General features: G+C 53.1%; 16 protein-coding genes. 11 read left to right on the forward strand and 5 right to left on the reverse strand.

The window, feature by feature from the left end:
- Position 1: 1 nt before the first annotated feature.
- A complete protein-coding gene (selD, locus tag ABLV17_RS25425) occupies positions 2 to 1,045 on the reverse strand; it encodes a selenide, water dikinase SelD (protein ID WP_032708315.1) in 1,044 nt (347 codons plus the stop codon).
- Between the two features lie 226 nt (positions 1,046 to 1,271).
- Between selD and phoC the strand changes: the two genes are divergently transcribed.
- Complete coding sequence (phoC, locus tag ABLV17_RS25430) at positions 1,272 to 2,018, forward strand: acid phosphatase PhoC (RefSeq protein ID WP_015705781.1); 747 nt, start codon at positions 1,272 to 1,274, stop codon at positions 2,016 to 2,018.
- A 310-nt stretch (positions 2,019 to 2,328) separates the two neighbouring features.
- On the opposite strand, the gene ABLV17_RS25435 is transcribed toward phoC, so the two are convergent.
- Complete coding sequence (locus tag ABLV17_RS25435; RefSeq protein ID WP_072383763.1) at positions 2,329 to 2,880, reverse strand: NAD(P)H nitroreductase; 552 nt, start codon at positions 2,878 to 2,880, stop codon at positions 2,329 to 2,331.
- Positions 2,881 to 3,044: 164 nt separating this feature from the next.
- Here ABLV17_RS25435 and sppA point away from each other — a divergent pair, with 164 nt between their 5' ends.
- From sppA to ABLV17_RS25455, 4 genes are all read left to right on the forward strand, one after another.
- Positions 3,045 to 4,898, forward strand: a complete 1,854-nt coding sequence (sppA, locus tag ABLV17_RS25440) for a signal peptide peptidase SppA (RefSeq protein WP_308959102.1) — start codon at positions 3,045 to 3,047, stop codon at positions 4,896 to 4,898.
- 140 nt (positions 4,899 to 5,038) lie between these two features.
- The gene (gene ansA / locus ABLV17_RS25445; RefSeq protein ID WP_045393280.1) at positions 5,039 to 6,055 is read left to right on the forward strand and encodes an asparaginase; all 1,017 of its coding nucleotides are present in this window, start codon (positions 5,039 to 5,041) and stop codon (positions 6,053 to 6,055) included.
- Between the two features lie 10 nt (positions 6,056 to 6,065).
- Complete coding sequence (gene pncA, locus ABLV17_RS25450; RefSeq protein ID WP_047036894.1) at positions 6,066 to 6,707, forward strand: bifunctional nicotinamidase/pyrazinamidase; 642 nt, start codon at positions 6,066 to 6,068, stop codon at positions 6,705 to 6,707.
- Positions 6,708 to 6,895: 188 nt separating this feature from the next.
- Complete coding sequence (locus ABLV17_RS25455) at positions 6,896 to 8,152, forward strand: glycoside hydrolase family 18 protein (RefSeq protein WP_308959101.1); 1,257 nt, start codon at positions 6,896 to 6,898, stop codon at positions 8,150 to 8,152.
- 79 nt (positions 8,153 to 8,231) lie between these two features.
- Here the strand turns inward: ABLV17_RS25455 and ABLV17_RS25460 are convergent, their stop codons facing one another.
- Both ABLV17_RS25460 and msrB read right to left on the reverse strand, forming a co-directional pair.
- Positions 8,232 to 8,510, reverse strand: a complete 279-nt coding sequence (locus ABLV17_RS25460) for a YeaC family protein (RefSeq protein ID WP_015366149.1) — start codon at positions 8,508 to 8,510, stop codon at positions 8,232 to 8,234.
- A 41-nt stretch (positions 8,511 to 8,551) separates the two neighbouring features.
- Positions 8,552 to 8,965, reverse strand: coding sequence for a peptide-methionine (R)-S-oxide reductase MsrB (gene msrB, locus ABLV17_RS25465; protein WP_045393286.1), 414 nt, complete (start codon positions 8,963 to 8,965; stop codon positions 8,552 to 8,554).
- A 338-nt stretch (positions 8,966 to 9,303) separates the two neighbouring features.
- Between msrB and gapA the strand changes: the two genes are divergently transcribed.
- Together gapA and ABLV17_RS25475 are read left to right on the forward strand one after the other, a co-directional pair.
- The gene (gene gapA, locus ABLV17_RS25470; protein WP_004203784.1) at positions 9,304 to 10,299 is read left to right on the forward strand and encodes a glyceraldehyde-3-phosphate dehydrogenase; all 996 of its coding nucleotides are present in this window, start codon (positions 9,304 to 9,306) and stop codon (positions 10,297 to 10,299) included.
- Between the two features lie 71 nt (positions 10,300 to 10,370).
- Positions 10,371 to 11,255, forward strand: coding sequence for a D-hexose-6-phosphate mutarotase (locus ABLV17_RS25475; protein ID WP_087859325.1), 885 nt, complete (start codon positions 10,371 to 10,373; stop codon positions 11,253 to 11,255).
- Positions 11,256 to 11,482: 227 nt separating this feature from the next.
- Here ABLV17_RS25475 and ABLV17_RS25480 read toward each other — a convergent pair whose 3' ends face one another.
- Positions 11,483 to 12,229, reverse strand: coding sequence for a MipA/OmpV family protein (locus ABLV17_RS25480; RefSeq protein ID WP_087859324.1), 747 nt, complete (start codon positions 12,227 to 12,229; stop codon positions 11,483 to 11,485).
- 427 nt (positions 12,230 to 12,656) lie between these two features.
- Here ABLV17_RS25480 and yeaG point away from each other — a divergent pair, with 427 nt between their 5' ends.
- The 4 genes from yeaG to dgcJ all read left to right on the forward strand — a co-directional run bounded on the left by yeaG (position 12,657) and on the right by dgcJ (position 18,546).
- Positions 12,657 to 14,591, forward strand: a complete 1,935-nt coding sequence (gene yeaG, locus ABLV17_RS25485; protein WP_015366145.1) for a protein kinase YeaG — start codon at positions 12,657 to 12,659, stop codon at positions 14,589 to 14,591.
- A gap of 117 nt (positions 14,592 to 14,708) precedes the next feature.
- Complete coding sequence (locus ABLV17_RS25490; RefSeq protein WP_087859323.1) at positions 14,709 to 15,992, forward strand: YeaH/YhbH family protein; 1,284 nt, start codon at positions 14,709 to 14,711, stop codon at positions 15,990 to 15,992.
- A 642-nt stretch (positions 15,993 to 16,634) separates the two neighbouring features.
- Positions 16,635 to 16,853 (forward strand): cold-shock protein, encoded by a 219-nt coding sequence (locus tag ABLV17_RS25495; RefSeq protein WP_087859322.1) that lies wholly within the window; start codon positions 16,635 to 16,637, stop codon positions 16,851 to 16,853.
- A 205-nt stretch (positions 16,854 to 17,058) separates the two neighbouring features.
- Entirely contained in the window at positions 17,059 to 18,546 is a 1,488-nt protein-coding gene (gene dgcJ, locus ABLV17_RS25500; RefSeq protein ID WP_271032359.1) for a diguanylate cyclase DgcJ, read from the forward strand.
- The last annotated feature ends 11 nt before the right edge of the window (positions 18,547 to 18,557 follow it).

The raw sequence follows: 18,557 nt of genomic DNA on the forward strand, positions 1-18,557 counted from the left end.
ATCAACGGATCTCGATCATTGGACGCCCGCCGCGGGCGGTTACCAGCTCGCCAATGGCGGCAAGCTTGATGCCAAATTCCGCAGCAGCGGCCTGGACTTCGGCTTCAGCTTCCGGCGTTACCGCCAGCAGCAGGCCGCCGGAAGTTTGCGGATCGCACAGCAGATCGCGCCATGCCGCCGGCATCTCGCCCATCAAGTGGCCGTAGCTGGCAAAGTTGCGTCCGGTGCCGCCCGGCACCGCTCCGGCGGCGATATAGGCTTCAACGCCCGGGAGTTTAGGAATATCGGCGTAGTTTAGCTGCGCCTGAACGCCCGCGCCGCGGCAGACTTCGCTGAGATGCCCCAGCAGGCCGAAACCGGTGACGTCCGTCATCGCTTTTACCCCTTCGATATTGGCAAATGCGGCGCCGGCAAGGTTCATCTGACACATGGTCTCCGTCGCCAGCCCCTGATGTTCCGGCTTCAGCAGCGATTTCTTCTCGGCGGTAGTCAGCACGCCAATACCCAGAGGTTTGGTCAGATACAGCTTGCAGCCCGCCTGCGCGGTGCTGTTTTTCTTGATACGTTCGGTTGGTACCACGCCGGTCACCGCGAGCCCGAAAATCGGTTCCGGCGCATCGATAGAGTGACCGCCCGCCAGCGCAATCCCGGCCTGCTGGCAGGCAAAACGCCCGCCTTCAACCACTTCGCGAGCAATCTCCGGCGCCAGCGTGTTGATTGGCCAGCCAAGTATCGCAATCGCCATAATCGGTTTGCCGCCCATGGCGAAAATGTCGCTGATGGCGTTAGTCGCCGCGATACGGCCAAAATCAAAAGGATTATCGACGATCGGCATGAAAAAATCGGTGGTGCTGATGATCGACGTCCCGTTACCCAGATCGTAGACCGCCGCATCGTCGCTGGTTTCGTTGCCGACAAGCAGGTTCGGGTCGACAAACTTCGCCTGCTCGCTATGCAGAATGGTTTCCAGCACCTTAGGGGAAATTTTACAACCGCAACCGGCTCCGTGGCTGTATTGCGTTAAACGAATAGCTTGCTCGCTCATGGACATCTCCTGTCATTGCAATCCCGCTATGGTAGCGCCCAAACGGCAAGGTGATAAGTGCGACAGTCCGAAATCGCGAGTGGTTGCTCATTAAGCAGACAAATATGCGTTTTTGCGATACCGAACAATTTTTTCAATGTGATTTTAACTTTTACTTACAGATGACAAAAATGTGACTAAAAACAAAACCATTGTTCTGGACATATAACACCGTAAGGAAATGTAGATGAAAAAGCGCGTTCTCGCCCTCTGCCTCGCCAGCCTGTTTTCCGTTAACGCTTTCGCACTGGTCCCTGCCGGCAACGATGCAACCACTAAACCCGATCTCTATTATCTGAAAAATGCCCAGGCCATCGATAGTCTGGCGCTGTTGCCGCCGCCGCCGGAAGTCGGCAGCATTGCATTTTTGAACGATCAGGCGATGTATGAGAAGGGACGGCTGCTGCGTAATACTGAACGCGGTAAACTGGCGGCTGAAGATGCCAACCTGAGCGCCGGCGGCGTGGCGAATGCCTTCTCCAGCGCCTTTGGTTCGCCCATCACCGAAAAAGACGCGCCGCAGTTACATAAGCTGCTGACAAATATGATTGAGGATGCCGGCGATCTGGCCACCCGCAGCGCGAAAGAGAAATATATGCGCATTCGCCCGTTTGCGTTCTACGGCGTTTCAACCTGTAACACCACCGAGCAGGACAAGCTGTCGAAAAATGGCTCTTACCCTTCCGGCCACACCTCTATCGGTTGGGCAACCGCGCTGGTACTGGCGGAGATCAATCCGCAGCGGCAAAACGAAATTCTTAAGCGCGGCTATGAGCTGGGCGAAAGCCGGGTTATCTGCGGCTATCATTGGCAGAGCGACGTCGATGCGGCGCGTATTGTCGGCTCGGCGGTAGTGGCGACCCTGCACACCAACCCGGCCTTCCAGCAGCAGTTGCAGAAAGCCAAAGATGAATTCGCCAAAACGCAGAAGTAACGTCATCGCCCTTGAACTCCCGGAGGCGGCGCTTAACGCGCCTTCTCCGGGCTACTAAATCGCACAGCGCTGTAGCCCCGGTAAGCGCCAGCGCCACCGGGGATTTTGAGATAACCAGCACCAGTAGTTTCAGCCAGCGTGATGAATAAATTAAAGGCAGGCCGCACGGACCGTGGATACTGTTATCGGTTTGCAACTTTTTTAAGGTTTTTACCCGGAGGCGGCGCGCTGCGCCTTCTCCGGGCTACTAAATCGCACAGCGCTGTAGCCCCGGTAAGCAGCAGCGCCATCCGGCGTAACAAGCACTGACTCAGAAGCGCGTGACGAACGGCGCGGTATCCGGACGCGCAAACGTGGTTGATGCTTTTAACTGCGGCGTGCCGAGATAGAGGAAACCGACAATTTTGTCCTGCTCGCGGCAGCCAAAGCCTTCGCGGACAACCGGGCTCTCGGTTAACGCGCCGCTACGCCAGATACCGTTATAGCCCTGCGCCACTGCGGCCATTTGCATCGCCATCACCGCACATCCTGCGGACATTTCCTGTTCCCACAGCGGTACCTTCGGATGTTCTTCGCAGCGTGCGACCACCGCGATAATCAGCGGTGCGCGGAACGGCGCATTACGTGCTTTTTCAATGGCTTTTTCATCCTGCCCGGCGGCCATCGCCCCTTTTTCCAGCAGTTGGCTAAAGCGTTCGCGGCCATCATCGGCAATAATAAAGAACCGCCACGGCTGTAACGTGCCGTGATCCGGCGCGCGCATCCCCGCGTGAAGGATATTTTCCAGCTGTTCACCAGCCGGAGCCGGGTCGGTCAGGCGCGACGCGCTGCGGCGATTTACCAGTAGTTCGAGAGCATCCATCTGTGTAACTCCTGTGATGTCATTTTGCATAAAATTAACATGCGCATGGATTTTGTTACAGCCCGATGGGTGATTCCTGCTGACAAGCGTCGGCACTCTCTTTAGGATAGCCAGACGCGGCAGCCCCTGCGGCTGACCCATCATCAAAATATTAGGGAGAATACATGCGAACCCTTTGGCGATTTCTTGCCGGATTTTTTAAATGGACATGGCGAATACTCAATTTCATTCGCCAATTCGCGCTGAACCTGGTGTTCCTGGCACTGGTGCTGATTTGCGTCGGCATCTGGGCGCAGTTTAGCAGCAGTACCGCGGAACATACCGCGCGTGGCGCGCTGCTGATGAACATCACCGGCGTGGTCGTTGATAAACCTTCCGCCAGCAGCAAACTGGGAGTCATCGGCCGCCAGCTGTTCGGCGCCAGTTCCGATCGTCTGCAGGAGAACTCGCTGTTCGATATCGTACAGACGATTCGCCAGGCGAAAGACGACCGTAATATCACCGGTATCGTACTGGATCTGAAAAACTTCGTCGGCGGCGATCAGCCCTCAATGCAGTACATCGGTAAAGCGCTACGCGAGTTCCGCGACAGCGGTAAACCGGTATATGCCGTCGGCAGCAGCTACACCCAGGGGCAATACTACCTGGCGAGCTTCGCCAATAAAATTTGGCTCTCGCCGCAGGGTGAAGTCGACCTGCACGGCTTTGCCACCAACGGCCTGTACTACAAGTCGCTGCTGGATAAATTGAAAGTCTCGACCCATGTTTTCCGCGTCGGTACCTACAAATCCGCCGTCGAGCCGTTCATTCGCGACGACATGTCCCCGGCGGCGCGTGAAGCGGACAGCCGTTGGATTGGCGAACTGTGGCAGAACTATCTCAACACCATTGCCGCTAACCGCCAGATCACCGCTCAGCAGCTGTTCCCCGGCGCGCAAGGCGTGATCGACAGTCTGCGTAAAGTCGATGGTGATACCGCGAAATACGCGCTGGATAACAAGCTGGTCGACGAGCTGGCCACTTCGACGGAAGTGGAAAAAGCGCTGACTAAGCAATTTGGCTGGAGCAAAGCGGATAACAACTATCGCGCCATTAGCTACTACGATTACAACGTCAAAGCGCCTGCTGAACAGGGTTCAGCGGTAGCGGTTATCTTTGCGAACGGCGCCATCATGGATGGTGAAGAAACGCCGGGTAACGTCGGCGGCGACACCACCGCGGCGCAAATCCGCGACGCGCGTCTGGATCCGAAAGTGAAAGCGATCGTTCTGCGCGTCAACAGCCCTGGCGGCAGCGTCAGCGCCTCGGAAGTGATTCGCGAAGAACTGGCGGCGGCGAAAGCGGCGGGTAAACCGGTGGTCGTCTCAATGGGCGGCATGGCGGCATCCGGCGGTTACTGGATCTCCACCCCGGCGGATTACATCGTGGCGAACCCGAGCACCCTCACCGGCTCCATCGGTATCTTCGGCGTGATTAACACGGTGGAAAATACGCTCGGTTCAATTGGCGTCCATACCGATGGCGTCGCCACCTCGCCGCTGGCCGATGTCTCGACCACCAAATCGTTGCCGCCGGAAGTTCAGCAGCTGATCCAGATGAGCATCGAGAACGGCTATAAGCGCTTTATCACTCTGGTCGCCAACGCGCGTAAGAGCACGCCGGAGAAGATTGACCAAATCGCACAAGGCCACGTCTGGACCGGTGAAGACGCCAAAGCCAACGGCCTGGTAGATAGCCTTGGCGATTTCGACGACGCGGTGGCGAAAGCCGCGGAGCTGGCGAAACTGAAACAATGGCATATCACCTGGTATCAGGAAGAACCAACGTTCTTCGCGATGGTGATGGATAGTCTGACCGGTTCGGTGCGCGCTGCTCTGCCGGCCGCGATTCAGGCATATCTGCCTGCGCCGGTTGCGGCTGCAGCGGACGTTGTGAAAACGGAAAGCGATAAACTGGCGGCATTTAACGATCCGCAGAACCGCTATGCCTTCTGTCTGACCTGCGCCAATATTCGTTAATACCCCGTCTGCCCCCACCGTGGGGCAGCGTTTCAACGACATTAAATTCAAGCGCTTCTCTGCAACTCCCAGGGTTAGCGCTTTATTTTTTTGCCTGCCACTTTATACTGCGCCTGTTCACGTCCAACCTAAGCGATGCTATGCAAAAGAAATCGATTTACGTTGCCTACACCGGTGGGACCATCGGTATGCAGCGCTCCGATCACGGTTATATCCCCGTTTCCGGCCACCTGCAGCGCCAGCTGGCGCTAATGCCCGAGTTCCACCGCCCGGAGATGCCGGACTTCACTATTCATGAATATGCGCCGTTAATGGACTCGTCTGATATGACGCCGGAAGACTGGCAGCATATCGCTGACGACATTCGCGACCACTACGACCAGTACGATGGTTTTGTTATCCTGCACGGCACCGATACCATGGCCTTCACCGCTTCGGCGCTGTCGTTCATGCTGGAGAACTTAGGTAAGCCGGTCATTGTGACAGGGTCACAAATCCCGCTAGCCGAGCTGCGTTCCGATGGGCAAATCAACTTGCTCAATGCGCTGTACGTCGCCGCCAACTATCCCATCAACGAAGTTTCGCTGTTCTTCAATAATCGTCTGTATCGCGGTAACCGCACGACCAAGGCCCACGCAGACGGTTTTGATGCCTTTGCTTCGCCAAACCTGGCGCCGCTGCTGGAAGCCGGCATCCATATCCGCCGTCTCGGTACCCCGCCGGCGCCGCACGGAAATGGCGAGCTGATCGTCCACCCGATTACGCCGCAGCCTATCGGCGTGGTTACTATCTATCCTGGGATTTCTGCCGATGTGGTGCGTAATTTCCTGCGTCAGCCGGTGAAAGCGCTGATCCTGCGCTCCTATGGCGTAGGCAATGCGCCGCAGAACGGCGAGTTTATTCAGGTCCTGGCGGAAGCCAGCCAGCGCGGCATTGTGGTGGTGAACCTGACGCAATGCATGTCGGGTAAGGTGAATATGGGTGGCTATGCCACGGGCAACGCGCTGGCGCAGGCCGGAGTCATTAGCGGTTTTGATATGACCGTGGAAGCGACGCTGACCAAGCTACACTATCTGCTCAGTCAGAACCTTGATGGTGCGGCCATTCGAAACGCCATGCAGCAAAACCTGCGCGGCGAATTGACCCCCGATGAGTAAGGAGCAAGCCATGAGCCACCGCGCACTGCTATTGGTCGACCTGCAAAATGATTTCTGCGCCGGCGGCGCACTCGCCGTCCCCGAAGGCGACAGCACCATTGATATCGCAAATCAGCTGATCGACTGGAGTCTGGCGCGCGGCGACGCCATCATCGCAAGCCAGGACTGGCATCCGGCCAACCATGGTAGCTTTGCCAGTCAGCATCAGGCCGAGCCCTATGCCCAGGGAGAGCTCGATGGCCTGCCGCAGACTTTCTGGCCGGATCACTGCGTGCAGCATAGCGATGGCGCCGCGCTGCACCCGTTACTGAAACAGCAGGCCATCAACGCCGTGTTTCATAAAGGGCAAAACCCGGCAATCGACAGCTACAGCGCGTTTTTCGACAACGGTCACCGGCAGAAAACCGAACTGGATGGCTGGCTACGCGCGCACGGCGTGACGGAGCTGAACATTCTCGGCCTCGCGACGGATTACTGCGTTAAATTTACCGTGCTCGATGCGCTGGATTTGGGCTACACCGTTAACGTTATCACCGACGGCTGTCGCGGCGTCAACCTGCAGCCGCAGGACAGCGCCGTTGCCTTTATGGAAATGGCCGCCGCCGGAGCCACGCTCTACACCCTCGATGACTGGCTGGAAACTCAGCCCTGACCTCACGCCCGACGCACCTCACGCCGGGCGCACCTCACGCCGGGCGGTATTTACCGCCTCGTTGACCTCGATAAATTGAGCTGTCTCGCAGTTTCCCCGGATAAGGGCTGATACTGTGGGCAGGCTGTTTTTTCGCCACGCCATTTCCGTGGCGTGTGTTTATTTATTATTGTCAAAGAGGAACTCCGATGAAACTTTTGCCCTTGCTGGCAGCATTCCCCCTACTCTGCGCCTCTGTCGTTTCCGCGCAATCTTACATGTCGGTCGGCTACTTTAACGGCGGCGGCGACGTCACCGCAGGCCCCGGCGGCGATATCGACAAGCTTGATGTCCGACAAATAACCCACCTTAATTACTCGTTCGGCCTTATCTACAACGATGAAAAAGACGAGACCAACGACGCGCTGAAAGATCCTGACCATCTCCATCAAATCTGGCTGTCGCCGAAAGTACAGGCGGATTTACAAAAACTGCCGGCGCTACGTCAGCAAAACCCGGATCTAAAAGTCCTGCTCTCCGTCGGCGGCTGGGGCGCGCGTGGATTTTCCGGCGCGGCGGCCACGCCGGAAAGCCGGGCGGTGTTTATCCGTTCGGTCCAGCAGGTCATTAACCAGTATGGCCTTGATGGCATCGACCTTGACTGGGAGTTTCCGGTTAACGGCGCCTGGGGATTGGTGGCCAGCCAGCCGGCGGATCGCGATAACTTTACCGCGTTGCTTAAAGAACTGCGTGCCGCCGTCGGCACAAAGAAACTGGTGACCATCGCCGTGGGCGCTAATGTTGAAAGTCCAAAAAGCTGGGTCGACGTGAAAGCGGTCGCCCCGCAGCTGGATTACATCAATCTGATGACCTACGACATGGCCTACGGCACGCAATATTTTAACTCAAATCTCTATGACTCCCGCCACTGGCCGACCGTAGCCGCAGCGGATAAATACAGCGCCGATTTTGTGGTGAATAACTATCTGGCAGCGGGTCTGAAACCAAGTCAGCTGAATCTCGGGATTGGTTTCTATGGCCGGGTCCCGAAACGTGCCGTCGAGCCAGGGATTGACTGGAGTAAGCCAGACGCGCAGAAAAACCCGGCTACCCAACCTTACTTCGGGGCGCAGCAAATCGAGTTGTTTAAATCGCTGGGTTATGACCTGAGCAAAGATACCTATGTGAAATACAACGATATTGTTGCCAAACTGCTCAACGATCCGCAGAAACGCTTTACTGAGCACTGGGATGACGAAGCGAAGGTGCCGTGGTTATCGGTAAATTCTGCCGATGGCAAAGCGCTGTTCGCCCTGTCCTACGAGAACCCTCGTTCGGTGGCGATCAAAGCCGATTACATCAAGAGCAAAGGGTTAGCAGGCGGTATGTTCTGGGAGTATGGCGCTGATGATAAAAACCAGCTTGCCCGCCAGTTGGCCGAGTCGTTAGGCATTAAGACGCAATAAAGCATGAGCCCCGGAAGCCCTGCGCAACCGGGGTGACATGAAGAGCCGCCCGGCTAGACCGGGCGCTCAGTACGGCAGGTTACTGCGGTTTGAACGTTGCAATCGGCTTCGGCACGATACCGAAATCCTCTTTCAATTGCTGTTTACTCTTCATCACCATCTGACCGTTGGTGTCGATGGTCATGTGCTGCGCATCCGTGTTGTTGCGCGCCTGCCACAACATCACCAGCTGCATGCTGTTTTCTTTTTGTTCCGGGGTCAGCGCAACGCCGTCCGGCCATTTTCCTAACTCCACCGCGGTGGCTAAACGTTGGTACAGTTCCGGCGTCATACTGGCAATAATTTGCTCGATATCCATCATCTGCTCATCCGTCTTGGAATAATTTGCTGAATCGTTTCTTAGCCTTTAGTTCGTTCGCCGTTTTGGTCATCGGTGAAGCTTAAAGAGGCCGAATTGACGCAAAAACGCTCGCCGGTCGGCTGCGGGCCATCCGGGAAGACATGCCCCAGGTGCGCATCGCAATTGCCGCAGCGAATTTCCGTACGCTGCATCCCGTGCGAGTAATCATTGAGATAACGAATCGCGTCGTCGCTCACCGGCTCATAGAAGCTCGGCCAGCCACAGCCGGAGTCATACTTGGATTGTGAGTGAAACAGCGGCGCATCGCAGACCAGGCAGTGGTAGATGCCGTCTTTTTTATTATGTAGCAGCCGTCCGGTAAACGGCGGTTCGGTACCGTGATTCTGCGTCACATAAAACTGCATCTCGCTCAATTCTTGTTTGAGCTCGTCAGGAGATGGTTTATTAGCCATGTGATTACTTCTCGCTTTGAAAGGGCAACTTTACCCGTCGATTCTAACAAAACATTAACAATGAAACCTGTACTTTTGTTCTAAACTTATCCGATGCCATCAGGCAGCCAGATAATTGTGATGCTAATCACATTTTTATCTTATATGACCTTTAAAATTCCGGACGCAGTCCCCATATGGAATTGGGCTCAAAGGGAGAGTGAGGCAAATCAATCGCGCAAAGGTCTGCTCAGGATTGATTTGTCGCAATGATTGACACGATTCCGCTTGACGCTGCGTAAGGTTTTTGTAATTTTACAGGCAACCTTTTATTCACTAACAAATAGCTGGTGGAATATATGACTATCAAAGTAGGTATCAACGGTTTTGGCCGTATCGGTCGCATTGTTTTCCGTGCTGCTCAGAAACGTTCTGACATCGAGATCGTTGCAATCAACGACCTGTTAGACGCAGAGTACATGGCTTACATGCTGAAGTATGACTCCACTCACGGTCGTTTCGACGGCACCGTTGAAGTGAAAGACGGTCATCTGGTCGTTAACGGTAAAAAAATCCGTGTTACCGCTGAACGTGACCCGGCTAACCTGAAATGGGACGAAGTTGGTGTTGACGTTGTTGCTGAAGCAACCGGTATCTTCCTGACCGACGAAACCGCTCGTAAACACATCACCGCTGGCGCGAAAAAAGTCGTTCTGACTGGCCCGTCCAAAGACAACACTCCGATGTTCGTTCGCGGCGCTAACTTCGACACTTACGCAGGCCAGGACATCGTTTCTAACGCATCCTGCACCACCAACTGCCTGGCTCCGCTGGCTAAAGTCATCAACGACAACTTCGGTATCGTTGAAGGCCTGATGACTACCGTTCACGCGACTACCGCCACTCAGAAAACCGTTGATGGCCCGTCTCACAAAGACTGGCGCGGCGGCCGCGGCGCAGCTCAGAACATCATCCCGTCCTCTACCGGCGCTGCTAAAGCGGTAGGTAAAGTACTGCCAGAACTGAACGGCAAACTGACCGGTATGGCGTTCCGCGTTCCGACTCCGAACGTATCCGTTGTTGACCTGACCGTTCGTCTGGAAAAAGCAGCGTCCTACGAAGAAATCAAGAAAGCAATCAAAGCGGCTTCTGAAGGCGCAATGAAAGGCGTTCTGGGTTACACCGAAGACGACGTTGTATCTACCGATTTCAACGGCGAAGTTTGCACTTCCGTGTTCGATGCTAAAGCTGGTATCGCACTGAACGACAACTTCGTGAAACTGGTTTCCTGGTACGACAACGAAACTGGTTACTCCAACAAAGTTCTGGACCTGATTGCTCACATCTCCAAATAAGTTGAGATGAATAAGTAATCAATAAGAGCGGCTTCGGTCGCTCTTTTTTTTGCCTGAAAGAGGATGGCGTAATGATTAATAAAATTTTTGCTCTCCCGGTGATTGAACAACTTTCTCCTGCATTCTCCCGCCGTAAGCTGGACGATCTTGAACTTATCGTCGTTGACCACCCGCAGGTAAAAGCTTCCGTCGCCCTACAGGGCGCTCACCTGCTCTCCTGGCAGCCGGCCGGTGAAGAAGAAGTTTTGTGGTTAAGCAACAATACCCCATTTAAAAACGGCGTCGCCCTGCGCGGCGGCGTACCAATCTGCTGGCCATGGTTCGGCCCGTCAGCGCAGCAGGGGCTACCGTCGCACGGTTTCGCACGCAACCTGCCGTGGGCGCTAAAATGCCAGGACGAAGATGAAAACGGCGTGATGCTGACCTTCGAACTGCAGAGCAGTGACGAAACCCGCAAATACTGGCCGCACGACTTTACGCTGTATGCGCGCTTCAAGCTGGGTAAGACCTGCGAGATCGAACTGGAAGCCCACGGCGAGTTTGAAACCACATCCGCCCTGCACACCTACTTCAACGTTGGCGATATCGCGGCGGTGAAAGTTAGCGGCCTTGGCGACCGCTATGTTGATAAAGTGCTGAATGCCGAAGAAGGCGTGCTGAAAGACGGCATCCAGACCTTCCCGGACCGCACCGACCGCGTTTATCTGAATGCCGAAGCGTGCAGCGTGATTCATGATGACGTGCTGAAGCGCAACATCGACGTGATCCATCGCCATCACGGTAACGTCGTTGCCTGGAACCCGGGCCCGGCGCTTTCCGTCAGCATGGGTGATATGCCGGATGACGGCTACAAAACTTTCGTGTGCGTGGAAACCTGCTGCGTTACCGCGCCGCAGAAAGCCAGCGAAGAGAAACCCACTCGCCTGGCGCAGACCATTCGCGTTGTGAAGCGTTAAGACCGACAAGCGTCTGGCGTGAGCGGATGGCGCTTCGCTTATCCGGCCTACTTAACACCGTGTTTTCCAGGCGACAGTGGGCTCGACCCGTAGGCTGGGTAAGGCGTAGCCGCCACCCGGCATAATCGCGAATTGTCGTGGGAGGTCGCCACTTCCGCACCACCGTATAGCAAAACAGGGCATAACGCCCTGTTTTGATGCATAAAAAAGTCTGTGGAAGTGCACTATCAGAAGGAGTAGGTGATCCCCGTCGAAATCAGGCCGCTCCAGGATTTGTCCACCATCGGGCTATCGGTGATTTCGTCAGACAGACGAGTGTAACGGGCAATACCGTAAACGCTCCAGTCGCCGAGGAAACGATAGTTCGCCGCCAGCTCCAGATACGGGTTCCAGCTGCTGTCAGGATCGTAGCTGCGCATGCCGCTACGATTCGACTCATGCTTCGAGACGCCGTAGTAGTATTCGTTTTGATTGTCGCTGTTCCACTCCACGCCAATACCCGGCGTCAGGGTCAGGTTGCCGTTGGTATAACGATACAGCCATGCCAAATCCCAGGTGATGCCGTTGCTGTTGTCCAGCGTATCGCCGGCCAGCGTCGTACGCAGGAATCCGTACTGAGTGTTATGAACGTAGCTTAAACCCGCCATCATGGTGGATTTGCGGCGATCCAGCTTGCGCATCTGCGAATTGTCGCTGTCGCCCGGCTTGAAATACATTGGCGACCAGTAAGCGGTCACGGACAGTTTGTCGTTGGTATCATTCCACAGGTAGTAGCCACCACCCAAACCGTGGAACCAGAAGTTTTCACTTTCATAACTAATGACAGGTACTGGGTAAACATCTGCATCATATTGTTTATAAGGATGCTCGACGACGCCCACGCCGGCCCCCAGCGTTAACTTCCCGTCAGCGTGCACTGCGCTAGCTGACGTCGCGATGAACACACCCAGTGCCAGAAGTTTGATTTTAGTCACGATCCATATTCCTGTTGTCAAATAATTAGCGCGTGCAGTTTAACGTCGTAGAGGTCATGCCTCAAATGCTTTACTTGCTCTTACACTAAACCGAACAATTTCCCACTGCTTAATGACCGCCCTTTTGCGACTTCATGACAGATTAATGAAAGGCTTTGGCAAGATATGCGAAAAATTGCCTGGTTTCCGGATGAGTTATTGATATGTCATTGAAATTGAGTTTTAGCGGCATGCAAGTTTTCTAAATGCATCTACGCTTAAATTTAGAAGGTGTAGTCGCAGAGCACGTTATCCAAATCGCTTCTGTAACCTGGCACGAGGGTTGCTGATAAGTAAAGGATGTCGTTCAGCCTGCTCCTTCCGGGGGCCCCTACTATTCATATGAACGGCTCTCAACCTGTGCTAAAAAACGAAAGGACGGCATGCCATGAATATATTCGATCACTATCGCCAGCGCTATGAAGCTGCCAAGGACGAAGAGTTCACACTGCAGGAGTTTCTTACCATCTGCCGGCAAGATCGCAGTGCTTATGCCAACGCGGCAGAGCGGCTATTGACGGCCATTGGTGAACCAGTCATGGTCGATACGGCCCTGGAGCCGCGGCTGTCCCGCCTCTTTTCAAACCGGGTTGTCGCACGCTATCCGGCGTTTGAAGAGTTCTATGGTATGGAAGATGCCATCGAGCAGATTGTTTCCTATCTGAAACATGCTGCGCAGGGTCTGGAAGAGAAAAAACAGATTCTGTATTTGCTGGGGCCGGTCGGCGGCGGTAAATCCTCGCTGGCGGAACGTCTGAAATCGCTGATGCAGCGAGTGCCAATCTACGTGCTGAGCGCCAACGGCGAACGCAGCCCGGTCAACGATCATCCGCTGTGCCTGTTTAACCCGCAGGAGGACGCGCAGATCCTCAATAAAGAATACGGCATTCCTAACCGTTATCTCGGCACAATAATGTCGCCGTGGGCGGCTAAACGCCTGCACGAGTTCGGCGGTGATATCACTAAATTCCGCGTCGTGAAAGTGTGGCCGTCAATCCTCGAACAGATTGCCATCGCCAAAACGGAACCCGGTGATGAAAATAACCAGGACATTTCGGCGCTGGTGGGGAAAGTGGATATCCGTAAACTGGAACACTATGCGCAAAACGATCCGGATGCCTATGGTTACTCCGGCGCGCTGTGCCGCGCCAACCAGGGGATCATGGAATTCGTCGAGATGTTTAAAGCGCCGATTAAAGTATTGCACCCCCTGCTGACGGCGACCCAGGAAGGCAACTATAACGGAACCGAGGGTATCTCCGCCCTGCCGTTCAACGGTATTATCCTCGCGCACTCCAACGAATCCGAGTGGGTGACCTTCCGTAATAACAAAAACAACGAGGCGTTCCTTGACCGTGTCTATATCGTCAAAGTGCCTTATTGCTTGCGCATCTCGGAAGAGATCCGTATTTATGAAAAATTGTTGAATAACAGTGAGCTGACCCATGCGCCATGCGCCCCTGGAACGCTCGAAACGCTGTCGCGCTTCTCAATCCTGTCGCGCCTGAAAGAGCCGGAAAACTCGAGCATCTACTCGAAGATGCGCGTCTATGACGGCGAAAGCTTGAAAGATACCGATCCGAAAGCGAAATCCTACCAGGAGTATCGTGATTACGCCGGCGTTGACGAAGGGATGAACGGTCTCTCTACCCGTTTTGCCTTTAAAATTCTCTCAAGGGTGTTTAACTTCGATCATGCCGAAGTGGCGGCTAACCCGGTCCATCTGTTCTACGTACTGGAACAGCAAATCGAACGCGAACAGTTCCCGCAGGAGCAGGCCGAACGTTATCTGGAATTCCTCAAAGGCTATCTGATCCCGAAATACGCCGAGTTTATCGGTAAAGAGATCCAGACTGCTTATCTTGAGTCTTATTCCGAATATGGACAGAACATTTTTGACAGATATGTCACTTATGCGGATTTCTGGATTCAGGATCAGGAGTACCGCGATCCGGATACCGGGCAACTGTTCGACCGTGAGTCGCTGAATTCGGAACTGGAGAAAATCGAGAAACCCGCCGGGATCAGCAACCCGAAAGATTTCCGTAACGAAATCGTCAACTTCGTGCTGCGCGCCAGAGCGAATAACAGCGGACGTAATCCGAACTGGACCAGCTATGAGAAACTGCGCACGGTTATTGAGAAGAAAATGTTCTCCAATACCGAGGAGCTGTTGCCGGTCATTTCGTTCAATGCCAAAACGTCTACCGACGAGCAGAAAAAACACGATGACTTTGTCGATCGCATGATGGAAAAAGGCTATACCCGTAAACAGGTGCGCCTGCTGTGCGAATGGTACCTGCGGGTACGTAAATCGTCCTGATAGCGACAAACCCGGTAGCCGCGGCTGCCGGGTTTCTGCACCACTGCTCGTATAACGAAAGACATATACCCTAAGCAACATCAGGGTACAGTTGGCAAATGCAGTACAGGAGGGCATATGACCTGGTTCATAGACCGACGCCTGAACGGGAAGAACAAAAGCGCTGTCAATCGTCAGCGCTTTCTGCGCCGTTACAAGGCGCAGATAAAGCAGTCGATCTCCGAAGCCATCAATAAACGTTCGGTGACCGATATCGACAGCGGTGAATCCGTCTCCATTCCGACGGACGATATTAACGAGCCAATGTTTCATCAGGGGCGCGGCGGGCTACGTAATCGCGTCCATCCCGGCAACGATCACTTTGTGCAGAACGACCGCATTGAACGCCCACAGGGCGGCGGCGGTGGAGGCGGCGGTGGTCAGGGGCAAGCCAGCGCCGATGGCGAGGGCCAGGATGAATTCGTCTTTCAGATTTCCAAAGATGAATATCTTGACCTGCTGTTTGAAGATCTGGCCCTTCCCAACCTGAAGAAAAACCAGCAACGCCAGTTGAACGAGTTCAAAACCCATCGTGCGGGTTTTACCGCCAACGGCGTGCCGGCCAATATCAGCGTGGTGCGTTCATTACAGAATTCGCTGGCGCGGCGAACCGCGATGACCGCCGGTAAGCGGCGCGAACTGCGGGCATTGGAAGACTGTCTCGATACCATTGCCAAAAGCGAACCAGCGCAGCTGCTGGAAGAGGAGCGGCTACGTAAAGAGATTGCGGAACTGCGGGCTAAAATTGAGCGCGTGCCGTTTATCGACACGTTTGATTTACGCTATAAAAACTATGAGAAACGACCGGAGCCTTCAAGCCAGGCGGTGATGTTCTGCCTGATGGATGTTTCTGGTTCAATGGACCAGTCCACAAAAGACATGGCGAAACGTTTTTACATTCTGCTGTATTTGTTCCTCAGCCGGACCTATAAAAACGTTGAAGTGGTCTATATCCGCCACCACACCCAGGCGAAAGAGGTGGATGAACATGAGTTTTTCTATTCCCAGGAGACCGGCGGCACGATTGTTTCAAGCGCCCTGAAGTTGATGGATGAGGTTGTTAAAGCCCGCTATGACCCGGCGCAGTGGAATATTTACGCCGCGCAGGCGTCGGATGGCGATAACTGGGCAGACGACTCGCCGCTGTGTCATGAACTGCTGGCGAAGAAAATACTGCCGGTGGTTCGTTACTACAGCTATATCGAAATCACCCGCCGCGCCCACCAGACTCTGTGGCGCGAGTATGAACATCTGCAGGCAACATTTGAGAATTTTGCTATGCAGCATATTCGCGATCAGGAAGATATTTACCCGGTGTTCCGCGAACTGTTCCATAAACAAGGCACCACCAGCAATACTTAGCCTCATCAATCAGCCAGATAAATACCCATTCTGGCTGATTTTTCTGTACCACAAACACATAAATAGCCAGGTTCAGGCTCCGCTCATTTACATTTAGATAATTACCGAATTAATCCTTTACGCATTGGGCCTCTGGATGGCTAAAATAAATGTTGCACTATTTTTTCTACTATGCGTTAATGGCTACGTCGATTTGAAAGACAGAAAGATATTACCCAAGCAGTTACTCACACCTCCAGGCGCTATCGCTGATACCACCTTTCCTGAGTCTCTCCAATAGTATTAAGATTCTTCTGCAAATCAAATCCTGTATGCTTTGATACATTAAAAAACTGGATAGAAGATGACTAATAAGAGTAATGGCTTAGTAAGACGGTTAAACGCCGGCTAAATTTGATGCGAACTTCTGATTTACGATAACGATGACGGCTTTGACCTGAGTAGATAAATAAGAAGCATCTCATTCAAATCACCACAAAATGGCATAAATTGATAACATAATTTGTCAGACATGCTATTTTTAGTAGTAACATTAAAGATATTTCCGTTTTGAAGCTCAGCTCACCAGAAACTTTACGTATTTATAATCTGTGGATGAGTGACAAAATGTAAAAAAACATAATAATATAAAAGGATAAAATTATGATTAACAATATTCATTTCCGATGCCCGTGCTGCCATGGGTCACAGTACAGAACCTCACATTTTGATGTGAGCGAAAAAAATCCCTTCGGCGCGAAATGCATTTTTTGTAAATCCGACATGGTGACTTTTGACAATATCGAATCTATCGATGTTTATCAGCCTGTCATGTCACAGCTCGCCGGAAGTGGCAAAATGTTTGCTTCCGCCGCCTCATGAGTGGCCTTAGGCCAGTCCTGCGCACTCTTCAGACACGCGTCATGAAGAGTGCCGCTTTTTAGTCCAGCCTGCCTTGCCCTATTCTCCACTCCTGAACTATCTGTCAGCATAGTTTTCTGACCAGCCGTTCGTTCACCCACGCTCTGGTAGCCAGTTTATCCACTATGATAAAATCAGCTAAACGAGTAGGACGAATGCAAACATCATGAAATTACAGAATAAATTACTGCGACATGTTATTTCCGCAGGCGTCGTGGTGTTGACGTCTTCATTTCTCGTATACGAATTAATCGCTACCCATCGCGATATGTCAGGCTATATGCGATACATCATAGAAAAAGGAGAATCGACCTTTCTCTATGATAAGTATCAGAATCAACTCATCATCTCTCAGTTTCTGCGCAAGCTGGATACTCCCCCAAACCAAACAGAGTTAGAACAGGTCTGTAATAGCGTACAACACAACGGGGATGTCAGTGGTTTGAATATCGCCGGCTATACCTATCCCCAATTGCATGGCACCCTAAGCGCCGCACATGCCGACTGCGGCAAATGGCGTGGCGATATTCCTGCGCTCCAGGCATTCGATCGCGCGGTTGCCAGAAATGATAGCTGGCAGCCAGAGGTTCCTGCGACGCTCAAATCAGAAAAACGCTTTCGCTATTACATAGATCTGGTAAATAAATACATCTACTTTTATGCGCCCGTCAGAATTAAAAGCAATCCGATACAGAACTGGAATTTTCTTCAGGACAGTAAACTGGGTATTAGCCAGGCCAGCCTTGATGGTTTAGAACAGGGTCGTTCGCTCATCTCGACCGTGTATGTTGATGCGATGACGGGAAAGAATATTTTATCGTTTTTAACGCCAGTGTATTTCAAGGATAAACTCAAAGGCGTAGTGATGGTCGATGTGACCGCGCAAGAGATTGAGGCCTTGTTATACACCAGCGACCGACCTTTGGTGTGGCGCTATCTGGATATTACCTTGAAGGACTCCGATACCGGCGCGCTCATTGAGGTACATAATAGTAAAACACATCTGTTGAATTACGCCCATTACACCCATCAGGTAGCAGAAAACTTACGGATAACCTTATCTCTTGATATTATGTATTTTCTGCTCAGCTCGTGGAAACTCTTCCTGTTTTATTTACTCTCAACCGCCGCGTTACTGCACCTGGTGCGGGTTCATTTCCGCCACTACAACTCGGTGTCGAAAGAGAATATCAGCGATACCATGACCGGCCTTTATAATCGTAAGATCCTTACCCCGATGCTGGAATCACGCCTGCAACGACTTACCGCGCAAGGGGTTAACGTCGTTACAATGGCCCTTGACTGCGATGGACTGAAAAAGATCAACGATACCTGGGGGCATAACGCCGGCGACGAAGCGATTATTCTTCTGGCGCAGGCTATTTCCGCTTCTATTCGCAGCAGCGATTATGGCGTGCGCTTAGGAGGCGATGAGTTCTTTCTAATTCTGATCGATTATCCGGAAGATGAAGCGGAAAATATCCCGGCGAGGATCCGGCAATATCTGGCGATTCATGACCATCAACAGCGCGTCGATTTCTCCTGGGGAGCGGAACATCTCGCGCCAGAACACTCACTCGGTGAAGCAATGAAAGCAGCCGATGCGCGCCTGTATATAAACAAAAAGCAGAAAAAAATCCCCGGCATTCGCTGATAAGTTTTCAT

The organism is Klebsiella sp. CN_Kp091 (genome assembly GCF_040065095.1).
Lineage (GTDB): Bacteria > Pseudomonadota > Gammaproteobacteria > Enterobacterales > Enterobacteriaceae > Klebsiella > Klebsiella aerogenes.

Excerpts from the sequence above, each read along its gene's own strand:
- selD (WP_032708315.1), bottom strand. The coding sequence starts at position 1,045 with ATGAGCGAGCAAGCTATTCGTTTAACGCAATACAGCCACGGAGCCGGT.
- gapA (WP_004203784.1), top strand. The coding sequence starts at position 9,304 with ATGACTATCAAAGTAGGTATCAACGGTTTTGGCCGTATCGGTCGCATT.
- ansA (WP_045393280.1), top strand. The coding sequence starts at position 5,039 with ATGCAAAAGAAATCGATTTACGTTGCCTACACCGGTGGGACCATCGGT.
- ABLV17_RS25490 (WP_087859323.1), top strand. The coding sequence starts at position 14,709 with ATGACCTGGTTCATAGACCGACGCCTGAACGGGAAGAACAAAAGCGCT.
- ABLV17_RS25495 (WP_087859322.1), top strand. The coding sequence starts at position 16,635 with ATGATTAACAATATTCATTTCCGATGCCCGTGCTGCCATGGGTCACAG.
- ABLV17_RS25460 (WP_015366149.1), bottom strand. The coding sequence starts at position 8,510 with ATGGATATCGAGCAAATTATTGCCAGTATGACGCCGGAACTGTACCAA.
- ABLV17_RS25435 (WP_072383763.1), bottom strand. The coding sequence starts at position 2,880 with ATGGATGCTCTCGAACTACTGGTAAATCGCCGCAGCGCGTCGCGCCTG.
- ABLV17_RS25455 (WP_308959101.1), top strand. The coding sequence starts at position 6,896 with ATGAAACTTTTGCCCTTGCTGGCAGCATTCCCCCTACTCTGCGCCTCT.
- ABLV17_RS25475 (WP_087859325.1), top strand. The coding sequence starts at position 10,371 with ATGATTAATAAAATTTTTGCTCTCCCGGTGATTGAACAACTTTCTCCT.
- dgcJ (WP_271032359.1), top strand. The coding sequence starts at position 17,059 with ATGAAATTACAGAATAAATTACTGCGACATGTTATTTCCGCAGGCGTC.
- pncA (WP_047036894.1), top strand. The coding sequence starts at position 6,066 with ATGAGCCACCGCGCACTGCTATTGGTCGACCTGCAAAATGATTTCTGC.
- yeaG (WP_015366145.1), top strand. The coding sequence starts at position 12,657 with ATGAATATATTCGATCACTATCGCCAGCGCTATGAAGCTGCCAAGGAC.
- phoC (WP_015705781.1), top strand. The coding sequence starts at position 1,272 with ATGAAAAAGCGCGTTCTCGCCCTCTGCCTCGCCAGCCTGTTTTCCGTT.
- msrB (WP_045393286.1), bottom strand. The coding sequence starts at position 8,965 with ATGGCTAATAAACCATCTCCTGACGAGCTCAAACAAGAATTGAGCGAG.
- sppA (WP_308959102.1), top strand. The coding sequence starts at position 3,045 with ATGCGAACCCTTTGGCGATTTCTTGCCGGATTTTTTAAATGGACATGG.